This is a genomic window from Fibrobacter sp. UWH6 (genome assembly GCF_900142465.1).
Lineage (GTDB): Bacteria > Fibrobacterota > Fibrobacteria > Fibrobacterales > Fibrobacteraceae > Fibrobacter.
The window spans coordinates 50,929-74,492 of record NZ_FRAX01000008.1; the positions used below are offsets into that span (position 1 = coordinate 50,929).

At 49.1% G+C, this 23,564-nt stretch carries 20 protein-coding genes and 1 tRNA gene; 3 read left to right on the forward strand and 18 right to left on the reverse strand.

Going from position 1 to position 23,564, the window contains the following annotated elements:
* Positions 1-5 precede the first annotated feature (5 nt).
* On the forward strand, positions 6-1,322 hold the full coding sequence (gene rimO, locus BUB73_RS08570; protein ID WP_073285033.1) for a 30S ribosomal protein S12 methylthiotransferase RimO: 1,317 nt from the start codon (positions 6-8) through the stop codon (positions 1,320-1,322).
* 253 nt (positions 1,323-1,575) lie between these two features.
* Here rimO and BUB73_RS08575 read toward each other — a convergent pair.
* The 6 genes from BUB73_RS08575 to BUB73_RS08600 all read right to left on the reverse strand — a co-directional run bounded on the left by BUB73_RS08575 (position 1,576) and on the right by BUB73_RS08600 (position 6,572).
* A tRNA-Arg gene (locus BUB73_RS08575) sits at positions 1,576-1,650 on the reverse strand.
* A gap of 115 nt (positions 1,651-1,765) precedes the next feature.
* Positions 1,766-2,779 carry an autotransporter outer membrane beta-barrel domain-containing protein gene (locus BUB73_RS08580; protein WP_073285036.1) on the reverse strand — a complete coding sequence of 338 codons (1,014 nt, stop codon included), beginning with the start codon at positions 2,777-2,779 and terminating at the stop codon, positions 1,766-1,768.
* Between the two features lie 135 nt (positions 2,780-2,914).
* Positions 2,915-3,688 carry a DUF3108 domain-containing protein gene (locus BUB73_RS08585; protein ID WP_249269425.1) on the reverse strand — a complete coding sequence of 258 codons (774 nt, stop codon included), beginning with the start codon at positions 3,686-3,688 and terminating at the stop codon, positions 2,915-2,917.
* 69 nt (positions 3,689-3,757) lie between these two features.
* On the reverse strand, positions 3,758-4,228 hold the full coding sequence (gene purE / locus BUB73_RS08590) for a 5-(carboxyamino)imidazole ribonucleotide mutase (protein ID WP_073158501.1): 471 nt from the start codon (positions 4,226-4,228) through the stop codon (positions 3,758-3,760).
* On the reverse strand, positions 4,222-5,499 hold the full coding sequence (gene purD, locus BUB73_RS08595) for a phosphoribosylamine--glycine ligase (RefSeq protein WP_073285041.1): 1,278 nt from the start codon (positions 5,497-5,499) through the stop codon (positions 4,222-4,224). The genes purE and purD overlap by 7 nt, the downstream gene beginning before the upstream one ends.
* A gap of 122 nt (positions 5,500-5,621) precedes the next feature.
* Positions 5,622-6,572 (reverse strand): PD-(D/E)XK nuclease family transposase, encoded by a 951-nt coding sequence (locus BUB73_RS08600; RefSeq protein WP_083539704.1) that lies wholly within the window; start codon positions 6,570-6,572, stop codon positions 5,622-5,624.
* 501 nt (positions 6,573-7,073) lie between these two features.
* Between BUB73_RS08600 and BUB73_RS17250 the strand changes: the two genes are divergently transcribed.
* Positions 7,074-7,247: a hypothetical protein gene (locus tag BUB73_RS17250; RefSeq protein ID WP_170932339.1), complete on the forward strand. Its 174-nt coding sequence runs from the start codon at positions 7,074-7,076 to the stop codon at positions 7,245-7,247.
* Between the two features lie 74 nt (positions 7,248-7,321).
* On the opposite strand, the gene BUB73_RS08605 is transcribed toward BUB73_RS17250, so the two are convergent.
* The 7 genes from BUB73_RS08605 to BUB73_RS08635 form a co-directional block, all read right to left on the reverse strand.
* Positions 7,322-10,945, reverse strand: a complete 3,624-nt coding sequence (locus BUB73_RS08605; RefSeq protein ID WP_073285044.1) for an InlB B-repeat-containing protein — start codon at positions 10,943-10,945, stop codon at positions 7,322-7,324.
* 94 nt (positions 10,946-11,039) lie between these two features.
* Positions 11,040-12,419, reverse strand: a complete 1,380-nt coding sequence (gene rseP / locus BUB73_RS08610) for an RIP metalloprotease RseP (protein WP_073285047.1) — start codon at positions 12,417-12,419, stop codon at positions 11,040-11,042.
* A gap of 136 nt (positions 12,420-12,555) precedes the next feature.
* The gene (locus tag BUB73_RS08615) at positions 12,556-14,388 is read right to left on the reverse strand and encodes a glycoside hydrolase family 9 protein (protein WP_073285050.1); all 1,833 of its coding nucleotides are present in this window, start codon (positions 14,386-14,388) and stop codon (positions 12,556-12,558) included.
* Positions 14,389-14,553: 165 nt separating this feature from the next.
* Positions 14,554-15,699: a 1-deoxy-D-xylulose-5-phosphate reductoisomerase gene (locus BUB73_RS08620; protein WP_073161099.1), complete on the reverse strand. Its 1,146-nt coding sequence runs from the start codon at positions 15,697-15,699 to the stop codon at positions 14,554-14,556.
* Between the two features lie 210 nt (positions 15,700-15,909).
* Complete coding sequence (gene galE, locus BUB73_RS08625) at positions 15,910-16,920, reverse strand: UDP-glucose 4-epimerase GalE (protein ID WP_073161100.1); 1,011 nt, start codon at positions 16,918-16,920, stop codon at positions 15,910-15,912.
* 74 nt (positions 16,921-16,994) lie between these two features.
* Entirely contained in the window at positions 16,995-17,864 is an 870-nt protein-coding gene (locus BUB73_RS08630) for a phosphatase PAP2 family protein (RefSeq protein ID WP_083539705.1), read from the reverse strand.
* An 86-nt stretch (positions 17,865-17,950) separates the two neighbouring features.
* The gene (locus BUB73_RS08635) at positions 17,951-18,511 is read right to left on the reverse strand and encodes a flavodoxin (RefSeq protein ID WP_249269389.1); all 561 of its coding nucleotides are present in this window, start codon (positions 18,509-18,511) and stop codon (positions 17,951-17,953) included.
* 169 nt (positions 18,512-18,680) lie between these two features.
* Between BUB73_RS08635 and BUB73_RS08640 the strand changes: the two genes are divergently transcribed.
* Entirely contained in the window at positions 18,681-19,220 is a 540-nt protein-coding gene (locus tag BUB73_RS08640) for a nitroreductase (protein ID WP_073285114.1), read from the forward strand.
* Positions 19,221-19,309: 89 nt separating this feature from the next.
* Here the strand turns inward: BUB73_RS08640 and BUB73_RS08645 are convergent, their stop codons facing one another.
* The 5 genes from BUB73_RS08645 to pyrH form a co-directional block, all read right to left on the reverse strand.
* On the reverse strand, positions 19,310-20,443 hold the full coding sequence (locus BUB73_RS08645; protein WP_139258445.1) for a GGDEF domain-containing protein: 1,134 nt from the start codon (positions 20,441-20,443) through the stop codon (positions 19,310-19,312).
* Between the two features lie 57 nt (positions 20,444-20,500).
* On the reverse strand, positions 20,501-21,382 hold the full coding sequence (locus BUB73_RS08650; protein ID WP_073161103.1) for a phosphatidate cytidylyltransferase: 882 nt from the start codon (positions 21,380-21,382) through the stop codon (positions 20,501-20,503).
* Positions 21,375-22,085 carry an isoprenyl transferase gene (locus BUB73_RS08655; protein WP_073161104.1) on the reverse strand — a complete coding sequence of 237 codons (711 nt, stop codon included), beginning with the start codon at positions 22,083-22,085 and terminating at the stop codon, positions 21,375-21,377. The genes BUB73_RS08650 and BUB73_RS08655 overlap by 8 nt, the downstream gene beginning before the upstream one ends.
* Positions 22,086-22,106: 21 nt before the next feature.
* Positions 22,107-22,640: a ribosome recycling factor gene (gene frr / locus BUB73_RS08660; RefSeq protein ID WP_073161105.1), complete on the reverse strand. Its 534-nt coding sequence runs from the start codon at positions 22,638-22,640 to the stop codon at positions 22,107-22,109.
* Positions 22,641-22,770: 130 nt separating this feature from the next.
* Positions 22,771-23,478 carry a UMP kinase gene (gene pyrH / locus BUB73_RS08665; RefSeq protein WP_073161106.1) on the reverse strand — a complete coding sequence of 236 codons (708 nt, stop codon included), beginning with the start codon at positions 23,476-23,478 and terminating at the stop codon, positions 22,771-22,773.
* Positions 23,479-23,564 lie beyond the last annotated feature (86 nt).

Here is a 23,564-nt window from a genome sequence, read left to right on the forward strand (position 1 = left end):
TACCCATGCCTACAAGAAAGCCTAAGATTTTCGTCGTTCATCTCGGTTGTTCCAAAAACCAGGTGGACGCAGAACGCCTCGTTGGAGAAATGCTGAACGTCGGTTTTGAAACCACGGAAACAGCCTCCAAGGCCGATTACATCCTGGTAAACACCTGCGGATTTATCGAAGCCGCCAAGGAAGAATCCATCAACGCCATCCTCGCCCAGGTAAAGGGCAAGAAAGCGAAGCAAAAGCTGATCGTGACGGGATGTCTCAGCAAGCGCTACGGCGAAGAGCTGGAAAAGGAAATCCCCGAAGTCGATTTCTGGGCAGGCACCTATCAGCCCGGCGAACTTCTGGCAAAGATGGGCATCGACCAGCCGGCAGGCTGCAATCCTGCCAAGCTTCCCCGCCTGAACCTGGGCGGACTCCCCCACCACGCCTACCTGAAGATTGCGGAAGGCTGCAACCGCCGCTGCGCCTACTGCGCCATTCCCAATATCCGCGGGCTGCAGAAATCCACCTCCGTTGCGGAACTGGTGAAGGAAGCCAAGGAACTGGAAGCCCAGGGCATCAAGGAACTGACCCTTATCGCCCAGGACACTACCTTCTTCGGTCGCGAAAAGAAGAAGGAAGGCGAAACCCTCACGGACCTGTTGAAGGCGCTGCTCGCCGAGACGAACATTCCCTGGATCCGTATGCTGTACTGGTACCCCGCCTTCATCGACGATGAACTGCTGGACCTGATGGCCAAGGAACCCCGCCTGGTCAAGTACATCGACATGCCTATCCAGCATAGCAGCGACCCCGTTCTGAAGAACATGCTGCGCAAGTACACCCGTCAGGAACTCCGTGACATCCTCCGCAAGATCCGCACCAAGCTCCCCGACGTCACCCTCCGTACCACCGTGCTGGTAGGCTTCCCCGGCGAAACCCACGAAGACTTCGAAGACCTGATGGACCTGCTCCAGGAAATCAAGTTCGAGCACTTGGGCGGATTCGTGTTCAGCCCCGAAGAAGGCACTCCGGTCATGAACATGAAGAAACTCGCCCCCGTGGACGAAAGCGACGCCCGCGCCCGCCTGGACGCCATCACCGACTTCCAGGAAGAACTGGCAGCACAGCGCGCCGAAGAAATGATCGGCAAGACAGTGACCGTCATCCTGGACGAAGAAGCCGAAGAAAGCGAATACCACTTCTACGGCCGCACCGAAGGCAACTCCCTGGACACCGACGACATCGTGAAGGTGCTGGAAGGCGACGGTGAAGTTGGAACGTTCCGCCAGGCATTGGTTGTCGATGCGGAACCCCACGAACTGATCGTAAAGTTGCTAGACTAGATTATTTTGGGGTGGTCCGCCGACCCCAAGCGCAAACAATAAAAAGAACATAAAAAAAGACCCCCGCTGGGGGTCTTTGGCGTTTTTATGCTCTCGACGCGATTCATCAAAACTTCGTTTTGATAGCTCCTGCGCGGCTCGGCAATGAACGAACAAGTTCGTTCGCTGCACTCGCCTTATGCAGGAGTCGAACTAGTTCTCGTCGCCTAGTAAAATAAAACACCAAAGACCCAATGGGTCTTTGGCGTTTTTATGCTCTCGACGCGACTCGAACGCGTGACCTTCTCCTTCGGAGGGAGACACTCTAATCCAACTGAGCTACGAAAGCGAAAGCCTCTAGAACCGTTGAACGTTCTTCAAGGCGATTCGCAATATAGTAAAAAAGAAAACCGCCCATCTTGATTGGGGCGGCATTCTTTAAAACTTGTTCCAAAAGTTAGCTGTTATCGACCAGCAGCGCTAGAACGGGCACGAGCCTTTTCACGTTCACGACGACGCTTTTCGGTGTCATCCGGGAAGAGTTCCGGCAGGGCATAACCGATGGCGATACCGAAGACAATACCAGTCTTGTTCATACCGTCCTGGTTAACCACCTTGGAATCCCACTGACCATTCTGCCACATGCCAAGCACTTCACGCTTGCCCCAGCTGGGGTTGTCGGTGGATTCATCCCACTGGGCAGGCTTCTTTGCCAGCTTGGGAGCATAGTACATACCGATAGAGAACTGCAGGTAGTACCATTCATTGGTCATATAGGCAATAAGAACGTCAAACTGGTAACCTTCCACAGAAATCAAGGCACGAACGTTATTATCCGGTTTGATGTCATGGTCGAAGTAAACAGTGCCATAAGAAGCAGAAATACCCAGATGGAGAGGATTCTTCGGGAAGAGGTAGTAGTTAATACCGGCCTTCCAACCAGAGCCACCTTCCAATTCAAATTCTTCGAAGTCGGTGTCGGTACCCTTAGGCAGGAAACCGAAAGAACCGAATACGGCCAGATGGAACGGCAGGACGTATTCCGCACCGATACCGAAGCTCATACCCATACCGGTTTCACCCATGAAGGCATAGCGAGAACCCATACCCATCTGCAGAATGAGACGGTTACGGAGCCAGTCACGACGACGTTCGGAGTTTGCGTATTCATCCTGACGCTGTTCTTCTTCGAACTTCTTGCGTTCCAGCTGTTCCTTGCGCTGAGCGACAGTCAGATCGCCGCTGGCAAATTCTTCATCTTCCCCTTCTTCGTCATCGTCGTCCATGGCAGCAGCACGGGCAGCCTTGCCCTTAGATGCCTTCGGCGGAGCAGAGACAAAGCCATCATCGTCTTCGTCAGAAGCAACAGACGGAGCGGAGACGTAATCGTCGTCATCATCATCCTGAGCCCAAGATACAGACGCAAAAGCGGACAAACCGAGAGTCAAACAGGTAGTCAACAAAAGTTTTTTTAACATCAAAAGCCTCTGATTATATAATCGCCTTTGGAATATAACTTATTAAATCCGCCAAATGCAAAAGCCTTTATGTAAAAGTTGATTAAAAATGCCGATTTTTATAAAAACAGCGGGTTTGTGCGACCCAAGGTCCCGCTATTCCACTTTTAACAACTTAGCTTTTATGGAACCGAGGGCAATTTCGCACTCCATAAGGACCGGAATACGACGTTCATCATCGGTCAGCCATATAAAAATGCGGCCCTTCGACACAAAAATGCCGTCTCCATCCAGCACGGGTTCCACTTTTATAGTGTTTACCGTGCCAATTTTGGTCTTTAGGGTTTCGCGTCCATGGACAAGGACCTTCAGTTCGTAGCGTTTCTTGCCGCTCACTGCCGAAAAGCGAGAAGTATCCCCTACCGTCAACGGCAGAGTTCGGACCAGGTAAAAGGCAGACATGATGCTGTGCTCGATACCCTGGATGGCCACGACGGTATCGGCGGAGCGCTTGACCTTGCGAACCTTTCCGTCGGTAAAGACCGTGTCGGAAAGCCATGCCTTTTCGCCCTTGCGGTCGAACCGGATTACGGACTTGTTATGGTAGCTACCCTCGTTCAAGGTCTTGCGGAAAACTTCCGTCATGAGCCCCTTGTTACGAACGCGGGTGTAGATGGTGTCAGACACCGGATAGATTTTCTTGAGGGACCCCTCATCATGAGCCAAGGTGTAGAATTCAGTCTTGCCGTCCTTGGAAGGTTTGACCTCCAGCACGGCCTTGCCTGCAGTAATGATACCCCAGCCCAGACTAAAAGTCAGACGTTCACCCTTCATCCAGGGAGCCTTGACCTCGGGAAGGTTCGGCTCACCGGCAAAGGATGAAGTAGAAAGCAGGCCTAGAAACGCAAATGCAAAAAACAACTTAGACACAAAGCCAAATTTGCACTTGATTTTTTTCACGATCCTAACCACTTCCTACCGTCTACTTCCTACTACCTACTAGCCTTCGATGTCGCCCAGACCCTTGCGGTATTCCACAAGCTTTGCCTTGACGGCAGGGTCAGTGAGAGCGACGATGTGGGCGGCCAGGTAGCCGGCGTTCTTGCCGTTACCGATACCAACAGTTGCAACAGGAATGCCACCGGGCATCTGGACGATGGAATGGAGAGCGTCCACACCGTTCAGGGGACCGCCAGCGCAGGGCAGACCGATCACCGGAAGGATGGTGTGAGCGGCCAACACGCCCGGAAGAGCTGCGGCGAGACCGGCAACACCGATGATGACCTGGAGGCCACGGCCTTCAGCTTCCTTGGCGTACTTTGCAGTAGCGTTGGGAGTGCGGTGTGCAGAGTAAATGTTGAATTCCCACTTGATGCCGAAGCTGTCCAGCACAGCGGTGATCTTGTCTACAACTTCCTGGTCGCTCTTGCTACCAGCAACGATGCCGACCTTAGCGTTTTCTACTAGCATCTTGCCAAACCCTTCTTACCAATGTCCTTACGATAGAACTTACCTTCGAATTCAACCTTTTCGCAAGCGGCGTATGCAACGTCCAGAGCTTCGCGAAGAGTTGCACCGTGACCTACGACGCCGAACACGCGACCACCGTTGGTGACCAGCTTGCCGTCGGCCATCTTGGTACCGGCGTGGAGAACCTGTGCGCCGTTCTTTTCGGCTTCTTCGATACCGGTAACCACCTTGCCCTTTTCGTAGGAACCAGGATAGCCAGCGCTTGCGAGAACCACGATTGCAGCGGAACCCTTGGGAGCCTTGGGGGCGCCAAGCTTAGAGAGTTCGCCCTTTTCGGCAGCGTCAAAGAGAGCCAGCACGTCGCCATCGTAAAGCGGCAGAACAATCTGGCATTCCGGGTCGCCCAGACGGCAGTTGTATTCCACAACCTTGGGGCCCTTAGAGGTCACCATGATGCCCACATAGAGCACGCCAGTGTAGGGCTTGCCTTCGGCAGCCATACCCTTGAGGGTAGGTTCGATAATGGTCTTCTTCACTTCGTCCAGCAGAGCGTCGGTAACAACCGGAGCCGGAGAGTATGCACCCATTCCACCGGTGTTGGGGCCCTTGTCGTCATCGAAGACGCGCTTGTGGTCCTGGGCGGAAGAGAGGATGGCGTAATCCTTGCCGTCGGAAACGACGAAGATGGAAGCTTCTTCGCCGTCCATGAATTCTTCGATCACGACAGTCTTGCCGGATTCGCCAAAGACGGCCTTTTCGCCAAGCATTTCTTCCACAGCGTCGTCAGCTTCCTTGTCGGTCATGCAGACGATGGCGCCCTTACCAGCAGCAAGGCCGGAAGCCTTCACCACGATGGGAGCGGGATGTTCTGCCAGGAACTTCTTTGCGGAAGCCAGGTCAGTGAAAGTTTCGAATGCTGCGGTGGGGACATTGTACTTCTTCATGATGTCCTTGGAGAAAGCCTTGGAGCCTTCCAGAGCAGCAGCACCGGCGGTGGGGCCGAATGCACGGAGACCGCGAGCGCGGAATTCGTCAACCACACCTGCTACCAGCGGAATTTCCGGTCCGATGATGGCCAGGTCGATGTTGTTAGCCACAGCCAGATCTGCAATAGCCTTGGGGTCAGCCACATCAACGGGGATGCACTTGCCCAGGTTTGCCATGCCAGGATTGCCCGGTGCGCAGATGAGAGAATCGCACATGGGGGACTTCTTAACAGCGAGGGCGATGGCGTGTTCACGACCGCCGCTACCGACTACGAGAATGTTCATACTAGACCTTGGTGGTTAGTGGTTAGTGTTTAGTGGTTAGTGGATGAATACGACACTAACTAATTTTCGGATATAAAGTAGAAAAAAAGCTGTCAGGAAATGTGGAAGGGGACTCGCAAAGGCTACAATGCTTTTACCTGTTCCTCGGTGAGATTCTGGTACTTAATGACCTTTTCCAAAGGAATATTGTCACGAAGCATCTCGCGAGCAGCCTGCAACTTCTCAGACAAAGCCTTTTGGCGTTCTTCCTTGCGGCCAATATCTTCGCCGTCGGCTTTACCCTGCAGGTACGAGCCTTCTTTTTCGTATGCGAGATCAGTCATGCCGTCGGCCTCCAGAAGAAAAACATCATTAGTGTACGAGGAAAAAGATACATCATTTGCAAACTCCCTGTCAAGGAGACCTTCGGCTTTTTCCTCCGTGATTTCCTTATCCTCCAAAATTTCGCGGAAGAGACGAAGCATGTCGGCTCGGCGGCTCCGTTCACGCTGTTCCAGCGGAGTACGGTCCTCAATAGCAAAGAACTTTTCCAATTCCACCAGGTTAACATCTAGTTTATCATAGTAAAACTTTTTGTTGCGAACCAATTCCAAAGTGTGGTAGTAATGGTCTCGGTCCAGGACGAACTGATCCTCGGTTAGGATACTCAGAATGTAGATGTGCGGCAGGTCGTAGGACTTGGATTTCTTCACGGTTCTACTGATTACACGGGATGTGTAGTAGATGAGACGATCAACAAACAACTGGTTATAGTTTTGCTGAACTTCAATGAGTACAGGTTCCCCCACCTGGGTAGTACCATAGATGTCAAAGATTGCAGTCTTCTCGTTCAGTACGCCAGGGTTTTCTTGCACGCCTAGGGAAAACTTCGAAATGGCCTTGTCACCCTCCAAGCCAAGCATTGCGTTGAGGAACATTACGGTTCGCAGCGGTTTGGCTTCGTTCGCTAATAAAATTTTGATCATTCCATCACTGAACGGATAGACATTCTTGAAGATCTTGCGATAATGGGCCAGACGGTCGGGATTCTTTTTGATATCCTTCGCCATGGCGATAAATTCCTTGCGATTCATTTTCACTCCATAAAAAAAGACCGCCGCTGCTTCCGGGCGCAAGCCCTAGGCAGTAAAGCGATCTAACAAACTATGTTACGTGATGGAATTTAGAAAGAGGCTACGAGAAAAACAAGGGACCAGGTTTCCACTGACGCATTTTGCAAACAACTGTTTGCACGAGAGCCTTGGCGATCAAGTTTACTTGAATCGACATGGCCGAGGCTTAGGTTGTTCTAGAAACAACTGTTGACACGAGTGTCGTGACCATGGCAAGTTTACTTGCCATTGGGCACCTGTCCTCGCTTGACGGGGATGACCGAGGTCAAGGTTGTTCTATAAACAACTGTTGACACGAAAACGTGGCCCTTGACTTATTGCACCAGATGGATGTATATTTGCGCAATTAAATTGCGCATTAATCTGCGCCTCGGTCATATCCAAGCAATCTTGGCTGCGACTCTCGGCTTGCGATTAATTTAGGGTCATTGGCTTATAGAGAATTTCAAGGAGGCATTCAGAATGGATTTCGTTCGTCCAAACTACAAGACTGTCGGCGACGCCATTTTTGAAGACGGAGAAAAGCGCCAGGCCGAAGAAACCGCCCGCAGGATACTTGCCGAAAATGAGCCCATGGAAAAGATTATCGCCTACACAAGTCTTTCCAGGGAGCAGATCGAAGCGCTCAAGAAATAATTTGTACGGGTTTAAAGGGAAAGGCTTCTGTCTACTTGACAGAAGCCTTTTTTACAACAAAAAAATGCTAGCACTTATCTTTTCAATAGGACTTTCCACATACGTTTCCCAGCCATAACGATATACGTTCCAGGGCGATTCACTTTTATCCGAGCAGTTCCATTTGAATAAGACTTCGAAAGCAATTTTCCATTCACATCAAATACAGTAACAAAACCATCAAATTCGTCCACAAAGATTTCATTTTTAAAAGTGTATATAGACACAACGGGAATCTTTTTCAATTGGAAATCAAGCCCATCTGTAGCTGAACTGGAATCGGGATCAACTTCGTCACTCGGACTCGATTCAGGATTTTCGCTTGAACTTGATTCCAAAGTTTCGCTTGAGCTGGATTCAGGAGCATCACCTGGATATGAGGGAATAACTGGAGCTCCAGAAATATTTATTTCACCGGTCAAATTCGGATAGGAATCTACGCCAATGTTTTGTCCCCACATCGATCCATCAATTTCATCACTGTCATATTCACGCAAGGCTTTCGCAATTGAACCATCAGCGAACTCTAGCTGAGTCGCAGCTGAGCCAACTGATTCTACACTATCAAGAGACAAATAATAAGAATGTTCAACTTTGCACAAGGAATCGCTATTGCAATTTATTAGGTTAGAATTACCATTACTTAAAACCATCCCGTTAAAAGAATTGACAATACGAACGAAGCTCCCCGAATTAATTTTTCCAACCAAGCCTCCAACACTTACATCATCCCCACTTCTTACGGAACCGATATTAAAGACATTCCGCACAAGCAAGTGACCATTCTGTTTTACAAGACCGACTAAGCCACCGGCCAGCCCAGCTGAAATAATAGAGCTGTTGAATACACCTTCCAGCAAAACGTTTCCTTCAACAGTTCCTGCAATCGCACCAGCCTGACCAGAGCTTTTTAGATATGATTGTGCAATGCCAACGTTCTTGACAACAGCTCCATCACCCTCGACATCTCCTTTCAAATTTGCAAACAGTCCTACCCCTACAACATAACTTGACGCATAAAAGAGTCCGTTTATTGTATGTCCCTGACCGTCAAAGGTTCCTCTAAAGTTTTGAATTGGAGTCCATACAACCAAATCATCATCACTAAACTTCAACGTTCCATCTGGTTTAAGAAAGTCCTTATTAACAGTGATATCAGCTACTTGTTTGGCGCAGGCTCTTTCCTGTTTACTCATTCCATTTGCACCATTAACAATAGCAGCAAAACTGTACAGGTCATCGACTGTTTTTATGACATAACATTCATCCTCTGTTTCCGGCTCCCTGATTGAAATCCACTTTGCATAAAATTCCATATCACCCTTAGTTTCAGCATTTATAGGATGGACTACAGAACCATCAAATGATTTATTATTATACCATCCAACGAATATCTTATTTTGTACGGATGGGTTCTTGATATATTCTGGAACACCTTCAACGTAATTCATGACTTCGTCTGTAATACTATCGTCATTATAGTGAAACGCTGCTTTTGAAACTTTAAATAATTCAGCATCGAAATTAACGTTTAAAACAGGATATAAATCTACGCCTACATTTTGTCCCCATACGGATCCATCGACATCCGTACTTGAATAGTTATGCAAGGCCGAAGCCACAGAGCCATCCTTGAACTGTTCTAACTTGACCGAGGTTTCTCCATAGCCAGACGAACTAGGAGCATAAGAGTGAACAACAATAACACTACTATCCTTTTTATTCTTAACGTACCCAACAAAGCCTTGTTTCGTATTGAAGGAATTTATGAACTTGACCTGTTCGTTTCCATACGAACCACCTAGCATACCTCCTACACATTGATAGCCAGCAACGTTTCCTGCGAAGTACGAATTGCTAATAGTAAGGGCATGTCCATTTTCGTAGCCAACAAGGCCTCCCGTAAACGTCCCTCCTTTTATTGTACTTGTACTGTAAGAATTTTTGACATAAACATAGCCTGTCGCCTTGCCTATCAAAGTCCCCGCATCATCGTGCGAATTGATATAGGAATCTACAAGGCCAACATTTTCTATAATGCCAGGATTTTCGCTTGAGCCAGATACATAACCAAAAAGACCAATCTGATCCTTCTTGGAATCATTGTAATAAAGTCCAGATATATAATGTCCTTGGCCATCGAATGTACCGCTAAACGGGCCTATCGGAGTCCAGGTTTTAAAAGTTGATGAACCTGCACTATTCAAATTTCCTTTTTCATCAAGAACATTTTTATTGACAACAATATTTGCAGTCAGCCTGCCACAAGCAGTTCGTTCCTGAGTAAATCCATCATTTCCATTGACAATTGCAGCAAAAACATAAAGATCTTCACCTGACGAAATTTCATAACAACCGTCTTTCTTTTCAAGTGTCTTTAACCACTTCGCAAAGAACTCTTTTGAGCCAGTATCACTCGCCAAAATTTTCGTTACAGCATTCCCCGAAAAGTCACTATCGGAATACCATCCTCCAAAAAGATAATTCTGCCGTAAAGGGACCTGTAATGTAGTGCCAACACCTTTCAAATACTGTTGGACATATTCAGCAGTGTCGCCATCAAAGGTATGCAGTTTGACATCATAAAGAGTTACTTCTCCCGAATACCCTTTTACAAACCCACTCAGAATCGGATACGGATCTGTACCAACGTTTTGACCCCAAACCTCACCTTTAAAGCCATAGTGAAGCATAACTGCTAATTCGCCATTAGAGAAGGACGCATCCGTTCTCTCAAATTCACCCGAATTCGTCCCTTTATTGAACGAATTATTCGTTGTCAAGTTTGCGGTAGCATCTACATATCCAACCAAACCTGACAACAGTGCGTTATACAGTTTTACTGTATTAAAAGAATTTTCAATCGTGAGATCAGTTTCTTTACCAACAATTCCGACAATTCCCCCAACATAACTTCCCGATTGATCAATTTGCGCGATGTTGTAACAATTTCTCACCAGGTTCTTACCCGTATGAATATAGCCGGCAACACCACCAATGTACATAGCCGGATAAATACTATTGGGTCGTTCATATCCTTTAACAACGCCCTCGTTGTACGAATTAAGGAACGTTCCATTCATGCTGGAAAGTCCAACAAGTCCACCTACCCCCGTAGAGCCAACCACAGTACCCTTGTGAAAAACATTTTCCAAAGTGAGATTTCTCGCAAGAGCAACAATTCCTCCTACATACAGATCTCCATAGAAATAAGAATCAACAATTCCGACATTCCTCACAATCGAGTAATCTTTTTCGGACGTTCCCGTAACAGTCAGGATAAATCCCGCAGAAGCAAAGGTTTCCGTATTTTTGTAGTAAAGTCCTGATATCGTATGATTTTGCCCGTCAAAAACTCCCGTAAAATTGGCAATAGGAGTCCAGGGAATAAAATCACTTCCATCCCCATTCAGGGAGTCACCTTCTAAAACATTGTTGTTGACTACAATATCCGCAACAAGCTTCGCGCAAACCGACTCCTTCGATTGCCCCCCAGCATCCATCTCATTCATGATTTTTGCGAAACCATACAATTCTTCTGCAGAAGAAATTTGGTAGCAATTGTCAATTTTCATAGGAACCTGCGGGGTTCCTGAGTATGCAGCAAGAACTGATTCACTTAAAAGGAGGCATAATCCAACGAGAGATACGAATTTCATACGTAAACCATCCTATGGCTAAACTGATTTCTTCCACCATCGCAGTGAATTGACTCAGCTAAATCTGATACGGGACTCAGGATGACGCCATGCGTTACTTCAAGAACAGGCTCAGCTTTCCGAAATCGAGGATTGTGATGAACACGAAGAAGCTGATGAAGAAGGCTGCAGCGACGTTCTGAATAATAGTCTGAGTCTTTGTGGAAAGGGGCTTGCCACGGAGTTTTTCGATGCCGAGGAACATGAGGAGGCCGCCATCGGTAATGGCCAGCGGAAGCAAGTTCATCACGCCAAGGTTGATGCTGATGAGTGCCAGGAGCATAAGGAATTCCTGGAAGCCGCTCATCCATACGTTACCCATGACCGCCACGATGGAAACGGGGCCGGAGAATGCGTCCATCTTGACTTGACCCTTGAAGAGGCGGCCAAAATAACGGAAGATGCTGGTGGTCATTTTCCAGCTGGTAGCGCAAGTCTTTTCAAGAGCCTCGATGGGACCGCGACGAACAAACTTTGTTTCGCGGAAGAGGACATAGCCCATCTGCACACCCACCATATAGCGCTTGTATTCTTCGTTATAGACCGGAGTCATGGGGAGAGTAAGAGTGTCGCCATTGCGTGTAACGGTTACGCAGACTTCTTCGCCCTTGGAACCATCAATCTGACGGACCACATCTTCGTAGCGGCCAATATGCTTGCCGTTAATTTCAAGAACGGTATCGTTCTGAAGAATTCCAGCCTTTTCTGCAGCGGAACCTGCCACCGGCGGCAAACGGACAATCACGCGATTCTGAGGGTAAATGCCAATATCGCCGATACCCATCTTGGTTTCGGAATCGGTGGAGTCCTGTGCGGGAATTACCAGTTCTTCGGGCACCACAACAATGGTCTGCACAGAACCCTCGCGATGGACTTCCAATTCCACATTGGCGCCAAGGCTTACGCCGATCTGCTCGCGGAAATCATCCCAGCCCTGAGTGGGCTTACCGTTAATGGCGGTGATGGTGTCGCCGGGAATAATGCCTGAAACTTCGGCGGGAGAATTCTTACCTACAAAGCCAATAATCAATTCCTTGTTAGCGGGTTCCTGAACGCCCACCATGTAAAGAATCATCAAAAGGACAAATGCAAACACAATGTTGATGAAAGGTCCGGCAAAGGCGATGGCTGCGCGGGCGCCAACGGACTTAGCCATAAAATCACGTTCATCCAGAGCTTCGCCTTCCTGGATCTTGTCGGGATTTTCACCGGCCATGGCCACATAGCCACCAAAGGGAATGGCGGAAATACAGTATTCGGTTTCGCCAACCTTGTACTTCAGAAGTTTCTTGCCAAAGCCAACACTAAAGGTGTTCACCTTGACGTTATTCCACTTTGCCACCAGGAAATGACCCAGCTCATGGATAGTCACCAAAAAACTCAGGCCAATCAGGCCCAAAACAAACATCAAAACATTATCAAGGACATTTTCCATCGTTTTTCAATATAGCAAAAGGCGAGAGCAACGACGAGTAACACTATGGGCTTTATAGCAGAAAGGCGAGCCGCAAGGCTCGCCCATCCGCAGTTTTTTATTTACCGGCCAAGGGCCGGTTTTCAAAAGGTTAGAACTACTTTATCTGCATACCCTTCAAATCAAAACGTTTTCCATTGCGTTCAATGAAGACCTGCTGATCCACAAATCGCATACGGAGAGCGCCTTCTGGAGAGGAGTGCCTTGTCACAGAGGGTTTAATTGATGTAGCTTCGCCCTTGGCCACACCACCCACAGCAAAGCTAGGAGCATGGCCAGCATTAAGGGCTTCGATTGCACCAGCCAAATAAGCCAGCGGAGCATTCCAGTTGATAGCCACTTCGTTGGATGCATAGCTACAATTGTGGTCGGTGTAGGAAGTTGCGGGAACTCCCGTGCGGTAATCCTTACATTCCCAGGATTCAGAACCGATGTCTTCACCACCGGGCTGAGGACCACCCACCAACATACCGGGCACAGGGTCAGTCACCTTGTCAGCGGTACTGGGACGATGATGAGGCTTCTTCGGGGACTTGGTTCCAAAACCTGTCATAAAGGACATGTCCAGAGGATTCTTGCCCAACAGATAATCCAGGACCTTGCGGGCTGCCTTGTAGTACTTATCTTCACCAGTCAGGTAATAGGCATGCAACAGCCAGATGCCCTGATTAGCGGCCACTGCGTTGGATCCCCAGACAAAATCATCTTTGGCCATAACAACACCAAAGCCTGTTTCGGAACGTTTCACAAATTCATCGGCGGTCTTGATCAAAATGTTCTTGCTACCATCATCGGTACCGTATGTGGCAGCACCATAGGCGGCAAGACCAGAGACATCGCCCCAGTTGGGAACATTGGCTTTAGAAACATTCTGCTTGTAGGAAGCATCCCCTGTGGCAATGAACAGTTCGGTACCTGCGAACAGCTTTTCATCGTCGAGCCACTGGTCACCATATTCCCCAGTAGAAACGCCCTGGGGATTGGAATAGGTTACATTGGGATTCTGGGCACCCCATGCGTAAGCCTTCTTGGCGGCTTCAAGACACTGGGCAGCAAAAGTTGCATCGTAGGCCTTGTAGACTCGGGAAGCGGTTGCCATGACGCCTGCAAAATCAAAGGTGGCTGCAGTACCCTTACCGATAACATAAAGAGTAAGTTTGTCTGCAGCGGGCATGTCATCGCCAGGGAAACCAAGGGAGGTCAACTTATGGAATACGCCACCATCGGTATCCTGCATGGTGAGCATCCAATCCAGATTGTACTTGATTTCTGCCAACAGATCAGGCAGAGTACCTTCGGCAGGAATGTTCCACTTGAGGGTCCTGAAGTAATCCGGATAGTGTTCAAACAGAGAAAGGAGTGTATAAGTAGTGATGCCGGAGTTCACGATATAACGACCATAGTCGCCAGCATCGTACCAGCCCTTACCGGAAGAAATGGAGCCCGAACCTGCGGAATTGTGAAGCTGGTAAGTGCCTGCGTTATGGCCAGCGGCACGAGCCCACTGACCAGCATAGGTCTGTTCCAACGCCATGGAGGCACGCTGATAGTAGAACCACTTCAAGGCGGCCTTAGTTACATCTTCAAATGTATTGTCGACAATCTTAAGATCATTGCGGAGAACCTGGCCGCCCACTCGGATAGAGTAAACACCAGGAGTCTTCAAATCGGAGAAATCCACCAGAGACACATTCTGGCTGCTGGGAACCCACAGGGCGGAGGCAGACGGGGTGGCTGTCATGACGACACTGCCCGCAGCATCCACGATTTCGACAGGGCCGCTAACATCCTGAACGGTGAATTCCTTGGCATCATTTGAACGATAACCAATCTGGTTGATGTAGGCATTGGCACCAAAAGCTGTAGAAGCCAGAGTCAATGCAGAAATGGCCAACGGCGCAAACTGTTTGAGACCGAATTTTGAAAACATACACATCTCCTTACACTTATTCAAAATCAATATAGGAGATTTTTTAGAACAAAGCTAAAAAAACATCATTAATTCTGTTTACAAGTGTAACAGCTGTTTCCAAAATGTGTTCCACATCAAAAAAGGGCCCGCAAAGCGAACCCTTTTTCAACAATCTGCCAGAATTTACTTAATCAAGTCAAGAGTCAGGCGGCGAGCTTCGGCGTCGGCTTCCAGAACCTGTTCCAGAGTCAGATGACCGGTAAGGTTGGGAGCGCCGTTGATGATAGTTTCCACATGACGGGGAATATCGGTGAACTTCAGCTTGCCATCCAGGAAGCGATCCACCAGAACTTCGTTGGCGGCATTCATCATGGCGGGAACTACACCGCCGCGGCGGCCAGCTTCAAATGCGAGGGCCAGGCAACGGAACTTGTTGAAGTCCGGTTCGAAGAAGGTGAGCTGACCCAAGGTCGGCAGGTCGAGGCGCTTGGTTTCAAGAGGCAGGCGTTCCGGCCAAGTGAGGGCCACCTGAATAGGAATGCGCATGTCGGGGGCGCCCAGCTGAGCCATCAGGGAACCGTCGCGGAACTGCACCAAAGAGTGCACCATGGACTGGGGGTGAACCACCACCTTGATCTGTTCGTAAGGAATGTGGAACAGGAAGTGGGCTTCAAGAACTTCAAGACCCTTGTTCATCATGGAAGCGGAGTCGATGGTGATCTTGCGGCCCATGCTCCACACCGGATGATTCAAAGCATCGGCAACAGTGATGTTTTCAAAACGTTCGATATCCCAGGTACGGAAAGGGCCACCGGAAGCGGTGATTTCCAGGCATTCCACTTCCTTGTTGGGGCGGTCGGCCAGGCACTGGAAAATAGCGCTGTGTTCAGAGTCGATGGGAGTGATGAAAGCCTTGGGATTTTCGGCCAGCTTGTCCCAGATGACGGGGCCGGCCATGACCATGGTTTCCTTGTTGGCCAGAGCCACATGCTTACCGTGTTCGATAGCGGTAATGGTGGGCAAGCAGCCTACGGCACCCATAAGGGCGTTGATGATGATGTCGGCCTTGGGGTCGGCAGCCAGTTCGCAGAGGCCTTCCATACCGGAGAGCACCGGCATATTGAGCATGGCGCTCAGTTCCTTGGCGGCTTCGGGCTTGAACATGCAAACACGTTCCACCTTGAACTTGCGAACAATTTCAGCAACTTTTTCAACGCTGGAATTTGCAGCCACGGCATAGACCTTGAACAGGTCGGAATGCTGAAGGCAAACATCTACAGTAGAAGTTCCGATAGAACCGGTAGCACCGAGAAGAACGACATTTTTCATAATTAAAACCTTTGGATGCAAGAGCTAGGTATGAGGCTTGAGGTCGTTCGCTACGCTCACTTTGAGGTGCGAGATTTCGCAGGCTTCAAGACTCACCTTTCTCAAAAAAATAATATAATTCCATTCCCGAATAAAGATACCTCTAAGGCCGAAGGCCGCCCTCAAAGCAAAGCGACCTCACCGCTCTTTAAACTTTATCCTTCCTACTACCTAGTATCCCTTGGGATTATTCTTCTGGAAGTTCCAGGAATCGCGGCACATATCCTCGATACCGTACTTCGCTTCCCAACCCAGTTCAGCCTTGGCCTTTGCAGGGTTGCAGTAACAGGTAGCGATGTCGCCGGCACGGCGAGGCTTGATACTATACGGGACCTTCAATCCGTTTGCTTTTTCGAATGCGTGAACCACATCCAATACAGAATAGCCATGACCTGTACCCAGGTTGTAGATGGCAAGGCCACACTTACGTTCAATGGCCTGCAAGGCGCACACATGGCCCGCAGCCAAATCGCAAACGTGAATATAGTCGCGGACACCAGTTCCGTCGGGGGTATCGTAATCGTTGCCGAACACGCCCAGTTCCTGACGTAAGCCCACGGCGGTCTGCGTAATATAAGGCATCAAATTGTTGGGGATTCCGTTAGGGTTCTCGCCAATGAGACCGCTCTGGTGAGCGCCAATGGGATTGAAATAACGGAGGAGCACTACGTTCCACTCAGGGTCGGCCTTCTGCAAATCCATCAGTACTTCTTCAAGCATGGACTTGGTCTTGCCATAGGGATTGGTGCACTGACCCTTGGGGCATTCTTCAGTAATGGGGATGATGGCCGGATCGCCATACACCGTTGCAGAAGAAGAAAAAATAAAGTTCTTGCAGTTATGCTTGCGCATGACGTCCAACAGAACGAAGGTGGCGTTCATGTTGTTCTCGTAATACTCCAGAGGCTTGGCAACAGATTCGCCCACCGCCTTGAGACCCGCAAAATGAATGCAGGCATCAAAGGAATACTTTTCAAAAACTTCGTTCATGGCGGCTGCATCACGGACGTCAGCCTTTACAAAGGGAACCGGCTTTCCAATAATCTGAGCCACCCGGCGAAGGGATTCCTCGCTGGAGTTCACCAGATTATCGACCACAACCACGGAGTGGCCAGCCTTATCAAGTTCAATGATGGTGTGGCTGCCAATATAACCTGCGCCACCTGTAAGAAGAATATTCATCTAAGACCTTATGTTTTTCCACAAATAATGTAGATAATTCACACCACCGAGAGTAAACCGCCCATGTCTAAAGACTAGAAATACAAGGAGGCCACAAGCCCTTTCTGGTCATCATAAAATAGGGGCGCAACGGTAACCCGCATCCCTTTTTCGGGTGCGCCGTTTTTTTCACGATAGAACGCATTTCCGATGTACCACCCGATAGAGGCCCCCATCAGAACACCGGCCACCGCATCGGAAAACCAGTGCGCCTCCCCCTTGGCACCAAGGACCATGCTGGTCGCCACATAGCCCGCAAAGAGGCCACAGCCCGCAACCACGAAGGGATTGTCACGATGATAGCTGGCGATGCTCATGGCAAGGGCTGCGTTGGTCATGGAGTGCCCCGAAGGCCAGCCATAAAAAACACCTCGCTTAAAAAAGCCCCACTTAAAATCCCGGGAAAGGCTTCCGCTATTGCTATCCGCCACCGGGTGGGCACGCCCCGAAATTGCCTTCAGGATATTGTTGTACAAAAACGCCACCGCCGTAGCCTGGGCCGCCACCGCACCGGTATTGTTCAAGGTTTTATTGCCGCTAAAGAAGTACATATAGCCAGGAACAAGAAACGGGAAAAACGTTCCCGCCATCATTCCCGGCATAAAGGCGATACCGAAGGCCAGCTCATTCTGACGAGCCGCAAATCGAGCCACCTTCAAATCCACATCATTGGTAGAAAGCAGGTAGGTTGCGCCACCGCCAACTAGGTGAAAAGCGAGAGGCCAGCCAAAGGCACTCCACAGCATGTTTTGACCCAGGTGATCGAAAGGCGACAAAGTAACGGAGGCTGAATTACTTTTATGGTCCGTTGACTGACGAACCACCGTTGTATCCGAAACCGGTTCCTGCCCGTGAGCAAGAACAGTAAAAAGAAAAATCAAAATTATGGAAAGAATTCGATTCATTTTTAACAGCAAATTTAGAATAAAATAAAAAAGCCATATCCATTACAAAACGGACACAGCTGCATTTTTCAAGGAAAAATGTCCTTTTACCTTATCCACTTTTCCACGTCTTTTTCGGCCTTGGACTTTTCGTTCTGGGCAACGTGACCATAAATGGCGAGACCCATAGTAACATTGGCGCCGGTCAATTTCTTAAGGCGGGCTACACCGCTGAGGCCACTACCTTCGTGAGTGACAAAAGGATGAATAGTTTTACCTTTCAGATTGTACTTTTCGAAGAAGGTTACCATGGGCATAGGCATTTCGCCCCACCACACGGGATATCCGACATAGATTTCGTCGTATTCTTCCGGATTGACACTAACCGGTTTAATTTCGGGACGGGAGTCGTTTGCCAATTCCTTCTTGGCCACAGCGATACAGTCGTCGTATTCTTTCGGATATTCCTTGACGGGTTCCACCTTCAAAAGCGTTGCACCTGTTTTTGCGGCAATGATTTCGGCAACGATTTCGGTATTGCCCTTCTTGATATAGCCCACGCTATAGTTTTCGTCGGCACGGGAATAATAGATGACCAGTTTCTTGGATTCAGCAGCCATGGCAGCCCCCATAAGGATTGTTAAAAGGATGAGGATGATCTTTTTCATTGAAATCTCTTTTTGTTATAATATATCATCTAGAGTTGACTCTAGGTCAAGACCTTGTTTAAATAAATTTCTTTTTTTATAAAGTCAGTTATTTGAAAATGCTATTTTTATAATGAACGTGGTGCCAAATGGCCCTCGGCAAAACTTTTTCGCCATAGGTAAGACAATGATGAACGAAACCCTGATGACTCTGGAAACTCGCCGCAGCTGCCGCAAGTTCAAGCCCGACATGATTACCGACGAGGAATTGGAAGCCGTGCTTCGCGCAGGAACCTTCGCCCCTTCCGGAAAGAACCAGCAGTCTTCCATCATCATCGCCGTAACCAACAAGGAAATGCGCGACCAGATCGCCGAAGAGAACCGCAAGATCGGCGGTTGGGACGAAGGTTTCGACCCCTTCTACGGCGCACCTGTAATCTTGATTGTCATTGCAGACAAGGATGCCAACAACGGCTCCGGAACCTATATCAACGACGGCAGTCTTGTCATGGGAAACCTGATGAATGCCGCCGCAAGCCTTGGCCTCGGCAGCGTCTGGATCCACCGCGCCAAACAGGAATTCGAAAGCGAATTCGGAAAGTCTATTCTAGAAAAGCTGGGCATCAAGGGCAACTACGAAGGCATCGGCCACGTGGCCCTAGGTTACCGTCAGACACCAGTTCCCCAGGCTTTGGCCCGCAAAGAAAACTACATCTTTTACATCAAGTAGCGAAAACTTAAATGGCCGCGTCAAGGATTCCCTGACACGGCCTAATTACTCTTTAATAGTTTGCGTTTCCTGTCCGCGAAACCCAATATCTACAAGGCAAGCCCCTTTATACGCCGCTTGTCTTTTTTCATATCCGCCAACAGACAGTCCTGGAAGTAATCCACGCTTTCGGAACTTCCCGCATATTTCTTGACGCCAATAGCGACAGTCAACTTATACGGTTCACCGCTATTGCGATTGAACTTTTCCACATTCATCCTGATTTTTTCTACGCAGTTGGCAATACTGTTATCGTGATGCGTATCGACCATGATAATGAACTCGTCACCTGAGTAGCGCAGGATTGAACCCCACTGCCCCGTAGACTCACGGAGGATATCGGCCGCATTGCACAAGGCACGGTCACCGACCTTATGGCCTAACTCGTCATTGATTTTTGAAAAATCGCAAAGGCTGACCATGATCCCGCTGGACTGACGCTTTTTGTTATTGTACAGGTACAGCACATAGTCAAGGAAGGGGCGATTGAAAAGACCGGTCAGATAATCCCTGAAAACGCGTTCGTTCTGCAGGCTACAGAACGCGCCCGCAATAGCGACGGCAAAACTAGGCGCCATCAACGACACACCGTAGAAGATACTCTGCAGCACGATGGCCACAACAGTCGGAATCGCGTAAAACCAAATGGGGAAAAATCGGATTAGGCCATCCTGCCTGTAATTCTTATAGTAGAGCGTAAGGGATGTAACCACGATGCTGTAGTTGAAAAAGATATAAATCCAGTAGCCGAAACAGCGAACGTAGCGGTTATGTTCGTTAACGCTAAAGAGTAACGGCACAAAAAGATTCGTCAACAGCATCAGGGGCAAGACGACCATGGAAATCCGCAGGATACATTTCAGGAAGCCATTCAACTCCATACGGAAATGTTCCTTTAGGAAGGACATCCAGCTGTATGCACAGAGGAAGTTGGAGGCATAGACCCACGAGTTCGTGATATACACTAACTGCTTAGCATAGACGCAGGAACAACCATCGGCGGCATAAGCAAAAAGGTCAGAAAGGCAACTGAAAAAGCAGAATAGCAGCATCGCAATGAGCAGCTTGCTTTCCTTGGTTTTTAGACGCAATCTCCAGACATTACCCACAATCATCACGACGACAAGAATCATACCGACAACGTCGGTACCTAGTGCCATCCTGATGTCAATAGGTGTATCCACAAATCCTCCTTTATACCTAACAATAATAAAAAAAAGGAGGTTTGCACCTCCAATTTTTTAAGCAAGATTCTTCATGAAATCAAGCAACAGCCAGAGCATCGGCGCTGCCAGGAAGAAGGAATCGCAGCGATCCAGGACTCCGCCATGCCCCACAAACAAGTTGCCGGAATCCTTGGTACCGCTCCAGCGCTTGAGAGCACTCATGAGAAGATCGCCAGCCTGACCAGCCACGGTCACCATGACGCCAAGAATAATGGCCTTGCACCAATCCATGTTTACATTGAAGGCGCCAAGGGCGGAACTGCAGTTTGCCCAGTAGGCCACCCATGCAATGGTTGCAACAGAACCCGCAATGGAACCTTCCCAGGTTTTCTTGGGGCTGATGCTGGGAGCAAAGAGATGACGACCGAAGGGGCCCTTGCCTGCAGCAAACTTTCCAAAGAAGTAAGCGACAGTATCGCAGAGCCACACGCTGGTCATGACCAGGATAAATCCATAGCAATGTTCAAAGCCCTGGCCATTGCCCATCATCAAGACATTCATACCACCCCAGAGGCCCACATACAGAGGTGCGGCCAGCTGCATTACCAGCCAGGGGAAGAGGTTTTCAATTTCAACCTTGGCGTAAGCCACACCGATGTAGACGGCAAAGATGACCATGGCGGTCATGCCCACCACATAGGGCACGGCAGAAAGACCAAAGTACCCACCCTTGGAAAGAGCCCAGGCAAGAGTCAACGCAAGGCTAGAAGCAAAGGAGAGATAACGTACGTTAGGTCCCTTGTACATCTTGGTGGCCATGCCAGCCCATTCCCAGGCGCCAACACCGGCCAGGAAGCACATCAGGCCGACACGGGAAAAATCGTTAAACCACAAAAGGAAAAATACCAGCGGGATTGCAATCACCGCGGTAATCAGACGTTGAGCCAAATTACTCATGAAGAACCTTCCCAAAGCGGCGTTCGCGAGTATTGAAGAACTCGACCGCTTGCATAAATTCATCCTTGGTGAAGTCGGGCCAGAGCGTATCGGTAACGTAGAATTCGCTATAGGCGGCCTGCCAGAGGAGATAATTGGAAAGTCTGAATTCGCCACCGGTACGGATAATCAGATCCGGGTCGGGAGCGCCTTTCAGATACAGATTTTTTGCAAACAGGGTTTCGTCGATATCATCCACGGACAGGGAGCCTGCGGCAACCTGGGCGGCAATGGACTTTACGGCACCGACGATTTCCTGACGACCACCATAGGAGATAGCCAGGTTCAACTGCATGCCGGTATTGTTTGCAGTAATATCAATTGCAGATTGCAAGCTCGCGCGAGGCTTCTCAGGAATACGGTCCATGTTTCCAATGACTGTAAGCTTCACGTTCTTTTCCATCAGGTCGGGGATTTCTTTAACGACCATCTCAATGAGAAGGTTCATCAGATAATCCACTTCCTTGGAGGGGCGACCCCAGTTTTCGGAACTGAAGACATACAAAGTCATGTGTTCCAGTTTGAGGTTCACACCCATTTCAACGGCATCGATAGTAGACTCGGTCCCCTTGCGATGACCGAAGAAACGTTCCATGCCGCGGCTCTTGGCCCAGCGGCCATTGCCGTCCATAATGATGGCTACATGTCTAAGCTGATTTGCCACGCGTTACCTTACAAAGGACAATTACACCTTGAGGATGTCTGCTTCCTTGGCAGCAAGGAGAGCGTCAATCTTTGCGATAGCCTTGTCAGTAGCCTTCTGGATTTCGTCCTGCTGCTTCTTGGCTTCGTCTTCGGGCATTTCCTTGTCCTTCTTGATGGCATCGTTTGCATCGCGGCGGATGTTGCGGATAGCAACGCGACCGTCTTCAGCGTGCTTGCGAGCGACCTTAGCCAGCTCCTGACGACGTTCGGTAGTGAGGATCGGGAGGCTAACGCGAATGGAGTTGCCATCCTTCATGGGAGTCAGACCGATGTTTGCTGCGTAGATAGCCTTTTCGATCAGGTCCACCAGAGCCTTTTCCCACGGAGCAACCAGAAGCATACGGGGTTCCGGAACGGAAACCTTAGCCACCTGGGAGATAGGAGTGGGAGTGCCATAATAGTCGATACGAATGTCGTTCAGGATAGCGGGAGAAGCCTGTCCAGCGCGGATCTTGGTGAATTCACGTTCAGTAGCTTCAATAGCCTTGTCCATCTTAACTTGATAATCTGCCATAATAAAACCTTTTAGAATAAAGATATGAAATGCAGTTAGTGGTTAGTAAACAGTGGTTAGTAAACAGTGGTTCAGGAGGTTTCATCTTTCCTCAAAACTAACCACTAAACACTAACCACTTCTTACTCCATTAACAATGAACCAGTGTACCTAAATTACCTTCAACGGCGGCCTGAGTCAAGCAGCCCTTTTCCATCTTGAACACGAAAATGGGCATATTGTGTTCCATGCACAGGGCCACTGCAGCAGTGTCCATCACCTTAAGACCGCGGGCGATAACTTCCTGGTAGGTAATGTCATCGAAGCGGGTTGCAGTAGGATCCTTCATGGGGTCGGCGGAGTAGATGCCGTCCACCTTGGTCACCTTCATGATCACGTCGCACTCGCTTTCAATGGCGCGAAGAGCGGCGCAGCTGTCGGTAGTGAAGAAGGGATTGCCGGTTCCTGCGGAGAAGATCACCACGGAACCAGCATTCAAAAGTTTGATAGCCTTACGGCGATCAAAAAATTCGCAGATGGGTTCCATACGGATGGCGCTCATGACCACACTGTCGATGCCCTGCTTATCAAGGGCGTCCTGCATAGCCAGTCCATTCATCACGGTACCCAGCATGCCCATGGCATCGCCCTGGGCACGGTTCATGCCACCGGCTGATGCGGACACGCCGCGGATCATATTGCCGCCACCGATCACGAGAGCGACCTGAACACCCTGCTTAACGACAGAAGCAATTTCGCTTGCCATTTCTGTCAAAATTCCGTTGTCGATGCCATGGCCCTTTTCGCCTGCGAGGGCTTCGCCACTAAGCTTCAACAAAACTCGCTTAAACTTTGCCATAATAAGCTCCAATTACTTAATCATGGCTAATGTAGTAAAAAGAAGGGTATAAAAAATAGCCGCCCCCAAAGGGACGGCCATTTTCT